Annotated in this window: 15 protein-coding genes and 1 pseudogene; 8 read left to right on the top strand and 8 right to left on the bottom strand. The window is 68.2% G+C overall.

Annotation, left to right across the window (positions count from 1 at the left end; genetic code table 11):
- The first annotated feature begins 295 nt into the window (after window positions 1-295).
- The 3 genes from RM812_RS18615 (at window position 296) to RM812_RS18605 (ending at window position 2,645) form a co-directional block, all read left to right on the top strand.
- Window positions 296-601 (top strand): MbtH family NRPS accessory protein, encoded by a 306-nt coding sequence (locus RM812_RS18615; RefSeq protein ID WP_311573780.1) that lies wholly within the window; start codon window positions 296-298, stop codon window positions 599-601.
- A gap of 356 nt (window positions 602-957) precedes the next feature.
- On the top strand, window positions 958-2,169 hold the full coding sequence (locus RM812_RS18610) for a cytochrome P450 (protein ID WP_311573779.1): 1,212 nt from the start codon (window positions 958-960) through the stop codon (window positions 2,167-2,169).
- A gap of 71 nt (window positions 2,170-2,240) precedes the next feature.
- Window positions 2,241-2,645, top strand: coding sequence for a trimeric intracellular cation channel family protein (locus tag RM812_RS18605; RefSeq protein WP_311573777.1), 405 nt, complete (start codon window positions 2,241-2,243; stop codon window positions 2,643-2,645).
- A 128-nt stretch (window positions 2,646-2,773) separates the two neighbouring features.
- On the opposite strand, the gene RM812_RS18600 is transcribed toward RM812_RS18605, so the two are convergent.
- Together RM812_RS18600 and RM812_RS18595 are read right to left on the bottom strand one after the other, a co-directional pair.
- Complete coding sequence (locus RM812_RS18600; protein ID WP_311573775.1) at window positions 2,774-2,956, bottom strand: hypothetical protein; 183 nt, start codon at window positions 2,954-2,956, stop codon at window positions 2,774-2,776.
- A 291-nt stretch (window positions 2,957-3,247) separates the two neighbouring features.
- Window positions 3,248-4,129, bottom strand: a complete 882-nt coding sequence (locus RM812_RS18595; protein ID WP_311573774.1) for an SDR family oxidoreductase — start codon at window positions 4,127-4,129, stop codon at window positions 3,248-3,250.
- A gap of 88 nt (window positions 4,130-4,217) precedes the next feature.
- On the opposite strand from RM812_RS18595, the gene RM812_RS18590 reads away from it, so the two are divergent.
- Window positions 4,218-4,796, top strand: a complete 579-nt coding sequence (locus RM812_RS18590; protein WP_311573772.1) for a TetR/AcrR family transcriptional regulator — start codon at window positions 4,218-4,220, stop codon at window positions 4,794-4,796.
- Window positions 4,797-5,376: 580 nt separating this feature from the next.
- Here the strand turns inward: RM812_RS18590 and RM812_RS18585 are convergent.
- Window positions 5,377-5,934, bottom strand: coding sequence for a TetR/AcrR family transcriptional regulator (locus tag RM812_RS18585; RefSeq protein WP_311573770.1), 558 nt, complete (start codon window positions 5,932-5,934; stop codon window positions 5,377-5,379).
- A 120-nt stretch (window positions 5,935-6,054) separates the two neighbouring features.
- Here RM812_RS18585 and RM812_RS18580 point away from each other — a divergent pair, with 120 nt between their 5' ends.
- The 3 genes from RM812_RS18580 to RM812_RS18570 all read left to right on the top strand — a co-directional run bounded on the left by RM812_RS18580 (window position 6,055) and on the right by RM812_RS18570 (window position 8,204).
- Window positions 6,055-7,251, top strand: a complete 1,197-nt coding sequence (locus tag RM812_RS18580; protein WP_311573768.1) for an MFS transporter — start codon at window positions 6,055-6,057, stop codon at window positions 7,249-7,251.
- Between the two features lie 78 nt (window positions 7,252-7,329).
- Entirely contained in the window at window positions 7,330-7,572 is a 243-nt protein-coding gene (locus RM812_RS18575; protein ID WP_311573767.1) for a hypothetical protein, read from the top strand.
- Between the two features lie 176 nt (window positions 7,573-7,748).
- Window positions 7,749-8,204 (top strand): hypothetical protein, encoded by a 456-nt coding sequence (locus RM812_RS18570; RefSeq protein WP_311573765.1) that lies wholly within the window; start codon window positions 7,749-7,751, stop codon window positions 8,202-8,204.
- A 264-nt stretch (window positions 8,205-8,468) separates the two neighbouring features.
- Here the strand turns inward: RM812_RS18570 and RM812_RS18565 are convergent, their stop codons facing one another.
- Both RM812_RS18565 and RM812_RS18560 read right to left on the bottom strand, forming a co-directional pair.
- Complete coding sequence (locus RM812_RS18565) at window positions 8,469-8,714, bottom strand: hypothetical protein (protein WP_311573764.1); 246 nt, start codon at window positions 8,712-8,714, stop codon at window positions 8,469-8,471.
- Between the two features lie 34 nt (window positions 8,715-8,748).
- Entirely contained in the window at window positions 8,749-9,567 is an 819-nt protein-coding gene (locus RM812_RS18560) for an SDR family NAD(P)-dependent oxidoreductase (protein WP_311573762.1), read from the bottom strand.
- A 142-nt stretch (window positions 9,568-9,709) separates the two neighbouring features.
- Here RM812_RS18560 and RM812_RS18555 point away from each other — a divergent pair, with 142 nt between their 5' ends.
- Window positions 9,710-10,282 carry a TetR/AcrR family transcriptional regulator gene (locus tag RM812_RS18555; RefSeq protein WP_394816476.1) on the top strand — a complete coding sequence of 191 codons (573 nt, stop codon included), beginning with the start codon at window positions 9,710-9,712 and terminating at the stop codon, window positions 10,280-10,282.
- Window positions 10,283-10,770: 488 nt separating this feature from the next.
- Here the strand turns inward: RM812_RS18555 and RM812_RS18550 are convergent, their stop codons facing one another.
- The 3 genes and pseudogenes from RM812_RS18550 to RM812_RS18540 all read right to left on the bottom strand — a co-directional run.
- Complete coding sequence (locus tag RM812_RS18550; protein ID WP_311573758.1) at window positions 10,771-11,166, bottom strand: Rid family hydrolase; 396 nt, start codon at window positions 11,164-11,166, stop codon at window positions 10,771-10,773.
- Between the two features lie 485 nt (window positions 11,167-11,651).
- Complete coding sequence (locus tag RM812_RS18545; protein WP_311573757.1) at window positions 11,652-12,293, bottom strand: carbonic anhydrase; 642 nt, start codon at window positions 12,291-12,293, stop codon at window positions 11,652-11,654.
- 465 nt (window positions 12,294-12,758) lie between these two features.
- Window positions 12,759-12,885 (bottom strand): annotated as a pseudogene (locus tag RM812_RS18540) (PIG-L family deacetylase); the annotation flags it as partial.

The following is a 12,885-nucleotide window of genomic DNA, read 5'->3' as shown; positions in this document are numbered from 1 at the left end:
AGCAGTTCAGTCCACAACCCGGCTAGCGTGCCAACGGATCAGGTACTACCGGTATCAACTCCCGAAAACAGACTGCATTCCTACGGACAAGAGTGGTGGGCGAACATGGGCAGTACACGCTCATCGGATGGTCACTGAACTCCGCTCAGACCGGAGAGGATTCACTCTGGCATCCGTTCACCCCAGCGTCAATGCCGCAAGAAGGGCCGGCGAGGCGGCGCGCAATATGTGTCCAGAAGAGCGCAATAACTGTCAACCGTGCTTTGCTGGCGACACTTGACGCCAGCTCGCGGACATGGCTAGCCTGTCTCGATATTCTATCGCCGGCACAGTGCTTAACTCCCGTATATTATTCACAATCCGGCGGGCTGTAACGGGAGGATCCGGTGTGCGCGAGCAAGAAGGCCAAAAATATCCGATCGTTGTGAACGGTGAAGAACAGTACTCCATCCGGCCGCTTGATCAGGCTGTTCCGGCGGGCTGGAACAGAATCGGAGTTCGAGGGAGACGCAATACTGTCCCAACCATATCGCGAAGATATGGATCGCCCGCGACTTCATCCGATTCTTCTTCCCTGAAACCCTGGGTGGAACGGAGCTGACGGTGCCAATCAACCACAGCGCCAGTAGTTTTACCAGCACGATTTCCGGTACTTTTTCGGGTACTCTATGCGCTCGCGGCAACCTGACTCTTGACTACGAGCAGATACGGTGCGAAGCAACGATCACGCTGCCTTCGCTTTCCGGGCGGGCCAGGCTATGGCGGGTGGCCAGCCGGCCCTGTCCGAACTGAACACCTCGTTTGAGTTACTGGACGACACTGTTCGGCGATCCAGGCGCTGTCCCGTACCTCGTGGTCCGGCTCGACCGCCGGCGTCAGGCCGATGCTGGGGAATTCCGTTACAGCAATATTCGACGCAGAGTCATTTCTTCGATGCGGTGGACTGGAGGATCTTCCATGCGCACTCCCCATATGACGAATCTTTCTCACCTGCTCGATCCCGAACATGCAGCGGAGCCATACTCATTCTATGCCGAGTTACGTACAAAATCACCGGTGCAGTGGGATGAGTGGATGCAGACCTGGGCGGTGTTCGGCCATCCAGAAATCCTCGACCTCTCGAAGGACAGGCGTCTTTCTGTAGCCAGAATATCGGATTTCTACGAGAGCTTTCCCGAACAGGCCCGTGGCGATGTTGCACTGCTGGCTCGCACACTGTCAGACATGATGCTGTTCAATGATCCGCCGCATCACACCCGGCTACGCCGACTGATCAGGCCGAGCCTTTCTCCCCGCCTCGCCCGGGAACTACGATTCCATGTCCAGGAGTTGGCCGACGAACTGCTCGACAAGGTCCTGCCGAGCGGGCGCATGGACATCATTCACGACTTCTCGGAACCGCTCAGCCGTGGCGTCATCGCGAAACTGGCAGGCGTATCCGACGACGCCACCCACCTCCTGGAGAGCTGGCAGGGGCTGTTGCATGAGTTCTTCACCCAGTCCGACTCCCAGAACGCGCGGATACAGGCACTGAGGGAGTCCTTCGACCGCACTGCCACCGCTCGTCGAAACAGCACGGCCGACGACTTCTTTAGCCGGATGATCAGTCCCCAACTCCGGGCAGCCGACTACACCGAGGACGAAGTCTTCGCCAACCTCCTGCTGCTCATCGACGCGGGGCAGGCGACTACCACACATCTGATCGGGAACGCGGTCCTCGCCCTGTTGAACAACGGCGAGCAAACTCAGCGGCTGCGCAGAGATCCTGAGCTGATTACACCCGCCACGCACGAACTGATGAGATACGACAGTTCGGTCCAGTTCACCACTCGGAAGGCGCTCGCCGACATCGACCTCGGTGAGCACATGATCCGAGCTGGCCAGTCGGTGACCCTGGTTCTTGGTTCAGGGAATCGTGACCCCCGCCGCTACACCGACCCGGACATATTGGATGTCTCCCGACCGGCCGCTGATCACCTGTCGTTCGGGCACGGCATCCACTACTGCCTGGGCGCCTCACTAGCTCTCACCGAGATCGATGTCGCACTGCGGGCGCTGCTGCGTCGGACCACCAACTGGAAGTGCGAGGTGGCGCAGCCCGAGTGGCTCGAAAGCATCAACTTCCGCTTCCTTGCATCCCTTCCGATCACTTTTGAGGCAATCGACTGACCTGTGGGCTGCCTCTGAGAAGAGAGCACTTTCTCCGCGCCCTCTCCGTCGTTCTTGCCGCGCATCCTGTGTTGCGCAGTTCGTTCGAGTTGTCGGCCGAGCTGGCCCCTGTTGATCAGAAACTCATCGCGGCGGGTCTCGGCGGCGAGTTCGGTCTGGTTCCGGGCCCGGTGCTGTCTGGGCAGGCTGTGCTTGAGGTCGGCGTGACCACGGCCGTCGGTGGCGGCCTGCTGCGCGACCTGCTCGCCGGACAGACCCCCATGATCCTGCGCTGGGACAAGGAGATCTACGCCGTTCCCGCTCTGGCCGGCTCAGCGGTCACCGCCGTCTTGCTGCACCTGGGTCAATACACTGCATGGGCCGGCACCCTGGCCGCGCTCGGCGCTGTCGCGCTGCGCCTGCTGGCCCTGGGCCACCACTGGACAGCGCCCCGGGCCCGGCGCTCCACACCGGCGGAGGGTGGACCGTCGGCGTAGCGTCGCGACCACCTGGATCGAGCGCACCTACCACCGTCGCCGGCCAGAGACGCCTGGCCCGACTGAGCCCTGTCGAGTACGAGACCTTCATGACCCCAGCCGCAGCCCAGGCTGTATAAACCCCGCTGTCACCCAAGCCTGCGGCGGTCCCATCCGCCGCCCGGCCCGGCCGCACCCACGACACCACCGCCGCCCGCCACGACCACCTCCTGGCCCACCTGCGCGCCGCCGGCCTCGGGGCCCTGGCGGACCTGGGCTTCCGCGGTCTGGTCAACGACGTACTCGACCGCGTGATCGTCACCGGCTTCCACGCCACCCGCGCCCACAAGCGCACCCCGGCCAGAAGATCGCCAACCGCGTCCTCACCAACGGACGCGCACCGGTCGAGCCCGGCTTCGCCCACCTCAAGAATTGGCGGTTCCTCACCGAACTCCGCACCGACCGGCCCGCGCCACCTGCCTCCGGCCTGCCCTGCTCGCTGAGGGATCCGCTCAGCAGGCAGTCGCCCACGACGAATTGGAGTGCCCCGGTACCGGGCGTACCGGTCCTTTGCCAGTGCCCCATTGAGCCGCCCCCGTCCGGTCCCCTGGAACCGGTGTGTGTCAGGGCTGAATGGTTTCCAGGTCCTCGAGGAGGCTGGAGCGGGTCGGCTGCCACCCGAGGGCATCGCGGGTGTGGGTGCTGGACGCCGGCTGGTCCATGGCGAAGATCGGGCCGAACGGGCCGAAGTTCTCCTGCGGAACCTCCTCGACCGGCAGGCCCAGTCGCCGGCCGATGACTGTGGCGATGTCCCGCACCGCGTCGCCCTCGTCGGCGACGGCGTGCCAGGCCGTCCCGGCAGGTGCGGACTCAAGGGCCAGCCTGAACAGGACGGCTGCGTCGAGCGCGTGCACGGCCGGCCAGCGCTGGGTGCCGTCGCCCGGGTAGCCGGCCACCCCGGTGCGGCGCGCTTGATCGGTCAACAGGCCGGCGAATCCGCCCTGGCCCTCGTTGTGGACCGTGCGCGGCATGCGGACAGCCATGCTGCGCACACCGCGCGAGGCGAGGTCCAGCAGCGCGTTGACCGAACGGCCCCGACCGCCCACCGGTCCGTCGGTCGGCAACGGATCGGCCTCGGTGGAGGCGCGTCCCGGCACCCAGGGCGTCCCGGAGACCGTGACGATCGGGCGGTCGCTTCCGATGAGTTCCTGCCCCAGCGTGGCGAGAGCGGCGCTCTCCTCAGCGATGGCCTGCGCGAGAGCGTCCGGACTGCTGTAGTCGCGTCCGAACGCCAGACTGATCACGCCGTCGCACTGCCCTGCGCCGGACCGCAGGAGATCGAGGTCCGCCAGGTTTCCTCGCAGCACCTTGGCACCAGCGCTTTCAAGAGCCTGCGCGGAGCCGTCCGAGCGAGCCAGTGCGAGAACGGTGTGGCCGTTGCCGAGGAGTTCGGCGACGACGGCGGAGCCGATGGTGCCCGTACCGCCGGTGACGAAGACATGCATGAGCTCTCCCTGAAAGTGATGGGACTCCTGTCCCATCACTGACCCTACACGGTGACGGGACAGGTGTCCCATCACCTATCCTGGTCGCATGGCTAGATGGCAACCGGGGGCGACCCAGCGACTCGTCGTTGCGGCCGTCGACCTATTCACCGAGCAGGGGTACGACGCCACCACGGTGACGCAGATCGCCGAGCGCGCCGGCGTCACCAAGAGCACCTTCTTCCGGCACTTCTCCGACAAGCGCGAGCTGCTGGTCGCCGGCCAGGAGACGCTCAGCAGGCTGCTCGCCGATGGCATTACCGAGGCCCCTGCCAGCGCCAGCCCGCTCCAGGCGGTAGCAGCCGGCCTGGAGCGCGCGTCCAGCGTCATGGGCCCAGCGAACCGCGAACTCGGCCCCCGCCTCAAAGCAGCCGTGGCAGCCAGCACCGAACTGCAAGAGCGCGACGCCCTCAAGAGCGTCGGTCTCGCGGCCGCCATGACAGCCGCGCTCATCGCCCGCGGCGTCGCCGAGCCGACCGCGCACCTCGCGGGCGAGCTGGGAGTCCTCGCGTTCAAACGGGGATACGCCCAGTGGTCTGAAGGCGATCGTGATGACACGGAAGGGCTCGCGCCACACGCACTGGCAGCCCTGGAAGACCTGCGTGCGGCAACCGCATCGCTGGGCTGATCCATGCCGCTCGGCTGTCGGCGCCATGGTCACTGCGGCGCCCGTCGACTGCCTCCGAGACGCCCTGCTCTTCCTGACAGACCTCCAAGCCAATCGCTGGCAGATGACCTACTTGGCGGAGGCTCGGTGGTGCGCGCCGGGTGGACGCGGTGCGGTGGAGTGGTCACGGGTGGATGCGCGGACCCACGCCCGTCGATGGATACTCGTGCCGGCCGGCGGCCAATGATCATGGCGTAGCTCGTCGGGCAGGTCCGGCTCCGGCGGGATGCCGGGTTCGGCTGCGCCCACGACCGGCCCCCGCCTACGGTCGGTTCGATCAGCGTCGCCCCGAGCGGGGTGAGCTCGTACTCGACGCGGGGTGTTGGGAAACACTGAAGGGCCGACGCCCCGTCAGACGGGGCACTGGCCGGTGGAGACCGTCACAGTGGCACTGACGACCACCTGTGGAGCTTCCTGTGATCCGCTGACCGCGAGACCCAAGGCAACCACGGAAGGCACCCGCGTCGGCACGACAGCGCGCGGGGGCCGTGCCACGGGTGGGTCGCCATCGGCCGCTCGCCTCTCGAGGTACCGGCCAGGTTCAGCGGTGCCGGTCGACGACGGCGTCGACGATGGCGGCCACTTCCGCGCGGTCGGTGGGCCGGAGGTCGACGGAGTTGTGGATGGAGAGTCCTTCGATCAGGGCGTCGAGGGCCCGGGCGGTAAGGGGGTCGAAGTGTCTGGCCAGCGAGTCCCGGCTGGCTTGCATCCAGGACCTCATCACAGTGCGCACTTCGGGGTGCCGGGTGGCGAAGGCGTAGAGCTCGTAGCTGAGCAGGAGGTTGTGGTCGGTTCCCCAGACTTTGCCGCAGATGATCTCGACGACCGCCTCCTGTGCTTCCCGGGGTGACTGGGCGGCCTCCAGGAGGGCTCCGTAGCGCGTGGAGACGGACTCGGCGTGCCGGGTGAAGGCGTCGGCGAGCAGGTGCTGCATGTCGTCGAAGTAGTAGGTGAGGGAGCCGAGCGGTACCCCGGCCGCGTCGGCGATCTTGCGGAAGGTCACTTTGATCGCGCCGTGCTCGGCGATGACGTCGAGCGCGGCGTCGAGGATGCGTTCGCGGCGTCGGGGGTCGTTGGGGCCGCGGGTGCTGCCTGTCATCGCCGTTGTCTGCCTTGTCTTCTCGAACATTCATCCGGTGTGTACATTTGTGCATACTCGGTGGGTGCGCGGACTCGTTGCCTGCCTGTCCATTCTGTCGAATGCCAGCGGAGCCCCTTCTTGATAGACCGCGCCGTACGCCGACGCCGTCGTGCGCTGTTCCTGTTCTTCTTCCTCAACGGCATCGCGATGTCCTCCTGGGTCACGCGCACGCCGGACATCCGTGATCACCTGGGAGTGTCCACCGGGCAGATGGGACTGGTGCTCTTCGGGCTGTCGGTCGGCTCCATGGCCGGCATCCTGTGCTCCGGCCGCTTCGTGTCGAGGTTCGGCACCAGGCCCGTAACCGCACTCGCGACCCTGCTGGTCGTCGCGAGCGTGGCCATCATCGGGGTCGGCAGCGCCCTCGCCTCCGCGCCCCTGGTCACCGCGGGTCTGTGTGTGTTCGGCACGGGGATCGGGTCGGGCGAGGTAGCCATCAACGTGGACGGCGCCGACGTGGAACGGATCACCGGCACGGCCGTTCTGCCCACGCTGCACGGGTGCTTCAGCCTGGGCACCGTGATCGGCGGCCTGGCCGGAATGGCGGCAACCGCCGCGTCTTTCCCCGCCCACTGGCACCTGGCGGCAGTGGCCGTAGTGGCGGCCGCGATCTTCGCGTACGCCATCGGCGCCGTCCCCGCCAAGATTGGAATCCGCGCCGCACCGCCTGCCTCCGGGCCGACACAGCCTTCGAGGCCGCAGGTGTGGAGGGACCGCAGACTCCTGCTGATCGGGGCCATCGTCCTGGCCATGGCTCTCGCCGAGGGGGCCGCCAACGACTGGCTGCCGCTGCTCATGGTCGACGGCCACGGGCTCGACGCGGCGGCGGGCTCGCTCGTCTACGTGGGGTTCGCCGCGGCGATGACCCTGGGGCGTTTCAGCGGCACGTTCTTCCTCGACCGTTACGGCCGTGCGGCCGTTGTGCGGGCCAGCGCGATCTCCGGAGCCGTCGGCCTGTCCCTGGTCATCTTCTCCGACAGCTCCGCCGTGGCCGCGGCCGCCGTCCTGTTCTGGGGTCTGGGCGCGTCCCTGGGCTTCCCTGTGGCCCTGTCCGCCGCAGGCGATTCGGGGCCCGACGAGACCGCCCGTGTCAGTCTTGTGGCAACGATCGGTTACGTCGCCTTCCTGGTGGGGCCGCCCGCTCTCGGCTTCCTGGGCGATCACTACGGACTGCGTCCGGCGATGGTGGTGGTGCTGGCGTTCGTCGCCACAGCCGTCTTCATGGCCCCTGCCGCCGGTCCCCGCACACCTGTCACTGACTCCGTGCGCGTCTGACCGTCTCCGGCGCCCCCGCCCCCTGGGTACATGTCCGGCACGGCCCTCTCGGCCCCCAGTGAGATCCGGAGATCATCCATGAAGCACGCACACGGGTCGATCGGCGTCCTCCTCCGCCACGACATCCGTGCCGCCGATGTCATCGCCTTCGCGCGCGAAGCAGACGCCTACGGCTTCGGCGAGCTGTGGGCCGTCGAAGACCTCGGCGGGTGGGCTCCGGCGTCGGGCTACCGGACCGGTCTCGGGCAAGGTCGTGGACGGCGATGCGTTCAGGAAGCCGGGGCTCATGCGGCCTGTCAAGGTGATCTGGAAGCTGTCTGAGCAGCTGCTGACCTGCGTGACGAAGATCCGGAGGGCACTGGACGAGCGTTTGAGGACTCATGGAGTGTCGGTCGCCCGTAAGCGGGTGCTCGGAGCGTTGGTACCGGGCCCGATGCGACAGGGAGCGCTGGCCACGGCGTTCGAGGTTGCTCCGCGCACCATCACCGAGCTGGTGGATGGTCTGGAACGCGATGGCCCGGTGGAGCGACAAGGATCCCAAGGACCGGCGGGCTCGGCTGGTGTACCTCACCGCAGCGGGCCTGCGCGCGAACGAGCTGGCCATGACCGCTCGCGCGGAAGTGATCACGGAGATCTCCGCGGGCCTCTCCGCTGAGGAGCGCGTGGCGCTGCCTCGGATGCTCGGCGCCGTCAGCGAAGGTGTCACGGCGATGGCAGCCGCGCCGGGCGCGGATCCGGCCGCACGGTCACGCTGTCGGACGGTGAGACGGTGCGGTGCCGCGACCGCCGTGTGGACCGCGGGCATGACCTCCAGCCCCCTCACCGCCTTCATTCCCGGCGAGAGGGACCGGATCGGACGGCTGGTCGTCGACGCATACCTGCAAGTCAAGGGCGTCGCGGGAGTATTCACCGCCGGTGACACGCCGCCGTCGAGGCCGAGCCCGGCCACCTGACGACACAGAGCTGCCGGCACGCCGTCCCTCTGGGCAAATCCGCCGGGCGCAACGTCGCAGGCGATCTCCTGGGCCCGGAGCTGGTCCCCTTCGCGCCCAACCCGTACGTGACCTGCCTCGACCCCGGCCCCGCGGGAGCCGTCGTCACCTCCGGACGGGACTTCACCGACTGCGGCGCCGACGGTGCGGGGCGCAGGCGCCGGCGTTCCGTCAGTGGCCCCACGAGGGCAAGCACCAGAGGGACTGCTCCGACCACAGCGGCCGTCATGGCGGGCCCGGCGTGCCGGGTGGCCTCGACGAGGAAGACGTGAACCCCGCCAGGCCTGTGGTGGCCGGTGCGATCAGCAGCAGAACGTCACGTGCGGTCAGGCGCACGCGGGGCAGGCGCCGGTGGCCTACGACCGCCAGCAGGATCGCCGCGGCGAGCGCATAGCACAAGGCTTGTCCGGTGAAGACCGGATAGCCGACGTTGGGGGCGGAGACCGCGGTCGAGGTGCCGACGAGCAGCATCGCCGAGGCGGCGCCGATGGGGCGGTTGAGGCTCTCATGCGGCGTGCTGCGGTGACGCCGAGGGGGCAGCCGCAGTGGCCAGGACCTTGCGGGTGACGCGTTCGGCGAGGGCTGCGACCAGGGTCCGGGGGCGGCGGGGTGTCAGGTGTGCGGCCAGGGCGTTGCCGAGGCCGGGGGCGGCATAGCCACGGTCGCGCTCCAGTGCGCGCAGCGCGGCGCGTACGACGGGCTCTGGTGTGGTCATGGAGCCGGTGACCGCCGCCCGGCGGGTGCCGATGACGTCGAAGAAGGCGGTCTCGACGGGGCCGGGGCACAAGGTGAGCACGCGGATGCCACGTCGGCGGTACTCCTGACGCAGGGCAAGACTGAAGTTCAGCACGAACGCCTTGGCCGCACCATAGACGGCGAAGTACGGGGAAGGCTGGAAGGCCGCGTTGGAAGCGACGTTGAGGACTGAGCCGCGGCCGCGCTCCAGCATGCCGGGCAGCAGTTCATGGGTGAGGTCGACGAGTGCGACGACGTTGACCATCAACTGGTCGTGGTCGCGGGCCCCGGATATCTCCTCGAAGCGGCCGCACGTCCCGAAGCCGGCGTTGTTGACCAGCAGGTCGACGCTCAGACCGCATGCGTCCAGCTGGTGGGCGATGCGGCGGGCCGCGTCCGGCTCGGCGAGGTCCTGGGCCAGCACATGCGCGCGGACGCCGTGCTCGGCGATCAGGCGCTCGGCAAGGGCGGCAAGCCGGTCGCCGGAGCGCGCCACCAGGACCACGTCGTATCCCTGGGCGGCGAGCTGCGCGGCGAACTCCGCGCCGAGGCCGGACGACGCTCCGGTGATGAGGGCGGTGCTGTGCACAGGTTTCTCCTTTAGCGGTAGGTAACTGGGGTGAGTATGTATCAATAACTCGAAGAACTGCAACAGCATTGATGCAGTTCGAGTTGATGTCGCGTCACGGTTGTATGATGTCCCCGGACAAGAAGGTCCAGCAGGAGGCGTGATGGGTGAGACGGCGGGACGATCACTGCGGGCGGACGCGGAACGCAGCGTGCGCGCGATCCTGGAAGCGGCCGAGCGGGTGCTCGCCGAAGAACCCGGCGCTTCCATGGAGCAGATCGCCGCAGCCGCGGGAGTGGCCCGCACGACGATCCACCGGCGGTTCGCCAACCGGCAGGCGCTGATCGAGGCGTTGGCATCATCCGCCGCCCGCCGGCTCGCCCAGGCAGTGGACGACGGCAGGCCGGACACCGCGCCGCCGCTGGTCGCGATGCACCGGATCACGGCCAACGTGCTACAGGTCAAAAGCGCCTGGGCGTTCGCCCTGGAGCTGCCGACCGACCCGGACAGCGAGGCCGTCGCCCTCCACCAGGACATCGCCCGCCGCTGCATCACCGTGCTGAAGCGGGCCCAGGACGACAAACTCATCGACGAAGCGGCCGACCTCGACTGGGTGCGCCGGGTCTACTACGCGCTCATCGGGGAATCCCTGCGCGGCAACGCGGACGCCGACCCGGACGCCCTCGCCACCCGCATCATCGACACCCTGCTGCACGGCGCCCGCCCACGCTCCTGAGTCGAGAGCTGCCGCCAGGGCTTGCAGTCACCCCAGGTGCAGCACCGGGACGGGGCCGCGTCGGCGAGATGTCCCCCGCCCGGTTCAGCGGCCTGCGCCGGGCCATCCTCGGCCGCGCGGTGGCTCACCATCTCCGGCGGCACGGCGGTCGGCGCCACCTATCTGCTGGGCAGCCTGAGCGGCACAACGATCGGCCGGTCCGCGGCACTGCCGACCGCGGCCGGACAGCGGCTTCCCATGCAGCACCACACCGCCCAGGTCGATGTTTTCCTGCTCAAGCGTCGCCGGCGCGCATGCCGCGGCCCGCAGGGCTCGCCTCGACCCAGCGGGGCCCACATGCCAGACCGCTTCCATGCCTGCCGGTACACCCACACACGGCCCACGGCACCCGCCGCGAGTACGAGAATCGCGTCAACGCCGTCCCTGCTCCGGCCGGACTGCGATCGGTCGAGCGCTCCCCCGCGCCGCACACGGGCGTTCCGCGGTGCCTATTGGGCGGCGAGACCCTCGATCTCGACGAGCATCCGCGGATCGGACAGGGCTCTGACCTCGGCTAACAAGCTGGCCGGACGGCAGTTCGCTTCGGCCGGTACGTCCAGCACGACATCGTAGTTGGCGGTCACCGCATCGATGTCGACGCTGAAGATCCTGATCTGGACCAGATCGCTCAAGCGGAACCCCGCTCTGTCCAGCGTCTCGGCCAAGCGCTGGAAGGTCAGTCTGATCTGGCCACGGATGTCGCCGACGGCCGCGATGCCTCCTTCGTCGTCCCGAGCCTCGTGACCGGCGACTACGAGCCACCGCTGGGGCTGCTCGATGACCACCGCCCGATGGTAGGCCAGCTGGTCTCCGAAGAAACGCGGGTCGACATCCTCGCGGCGCATGCCTTCAGTGTGCCCCGGACGCCCGTGCCGGCACCGTCTGACGTGACCCGAACGGCGGGGCGCAACCCGTGCCGTCCGTCACTGGCCACCGTCGTCCGGTCCTTGCCGTCCTCTGACACAGCGACCTCGTAGTCGGCGACGCGTCCGTTCTGGCCTCCGCGCTGCGGGCTCATGATGCACGGGATGGCCGGTGATCGAGCACCTGACCGCGCAGCTCGGTGTCGAGGACCCGTCGGTGATGAAGCGGCACACCGAGGACGTTCGGACGGCCGGCCTGCTCGGGTCCCTGACGGACGTCCCTCAGACGCAGCACGTCTCCTTCGACCGGGTCCGTGCCTCCTCCGGTTCACCGCACTCAACGTACTCAGCAGCTCCACGCGGCCGCGGCGGAGATGGGCGTGTACGGCGTGCCCGTGGACCTTCCGACAGGTTGACGGTCCTCCGACCGCGGCACATCATGCCGGGGCAGCCACGGGCGGCAGTGGTCAGGATGCGGCGGGTACCTGCGCATCGAGACCGCGAGAGGCGACGAGCTGTGCACTGCCGTCGGCCAGCCGGTAGGACAGCCCCACCACGCCGAGACGGCCGGCGGCCACCCGCTCGGCCAGAACGCGGGAGCGTTCCAGTAGCAGGTCCACGGTGTGCTCGATGTGCTCGGCAAGGATCTCTTCTTCCAGGAAGCGTCCGGCGGCACGGGCCGCCAGCACGCTCGGGGTCACCCGTTCGACAACGTCACGGACGAAGCCGCCGGGCACCTGGCCACCGTCGGCGGCGGCGAGGGCGGCGGCGATGGCCCCGCACGAGTCGTGGCCGAGCACGACGACGAGCGGGGCGTCGAGCAGGCTGACGCCGTACTCGACGGAACCGAGGACTTCTGCACCAGCGACATGCCCAGCGGTGCGCACCACGAACAGGTCGCCCAGGCCGCGGTCGAAGATGATCTCGGCGGCCAGCCGGGAGTCGGAGCACCCGAACAGCACAGCGAAGGGCTGCTGGGACGGTGCAATCGCGGCGCGGCGGGTGGCGTCCTGGTTCGGGTGCTCGGGCATACCTGAGACGAAGCGCTGGTTACCGGCCATGAGCATCTCGAAGGCGTCGCGGGGCGTCGGGGTCTGGATCTCGGTCATGGCCGCAGCCTACGAGCCGGCACCAGCCGTCGCACTGACTGGTCCCGCCGGAGCTCGCCGGATCGGGCCACGCCGACGGCCTTGCGTGATCTCGGCCTTGAGGGTGCCCGACGCGGGCCTTGCAGGAAGCTGCCGCCTGGGTCCGTCCAGAACACGCGCCCGCTGATCACAGGCCGGGCCGAAGCGTGCTTCCCGACCGCCGTGCCCAGGCCACCGGACCAGAAGCAGGTGCCTCACGGAGATCCGGTCGCTACCAGAGTTCCGTCCCCAGCCCGGCGGGTCTCACGGACTCACGGCAGCAAAGACGGCAGTGCGGGCACGCGTCGACGCCGTCGGCGAGAGCCTGCCGGCCTGGTCGCGGGCTGCCGGAGCGGAACCCGCGCGGATAAGTCTCCGGGTGTGTGACGCGCTGGATCGCAACGTGCGGCCGATGAGCTTTCCCGAGCTCCGCTCCGGACAGGTGGATCAGCGCAGTCCGGCGAAGAGATCGTTCTCGGGTACGTCCGCGCCGGTGGCGTCCTGGACTCGTACGAAGGTCTCCATGCCCATCAACTCGCCGAACCTCTCCTTGCCCATCTTGAGGAAGAAGATG

Source organism: Streptomyces lancefieldiae (assembly GCF_031845825.1).
Taxonomy (GTDB): domain Bacteria; phylum Actinomycetota; class Actinomycetes; order Streptomycetales; family Streptomycetaceae; genus Streptomyces; species Streptomyces lancefieldiae.
Note: the sequence above shows the minus strand (reverse complement) of the source record. Positions and strands in the feature narration are given on the sequence as shown.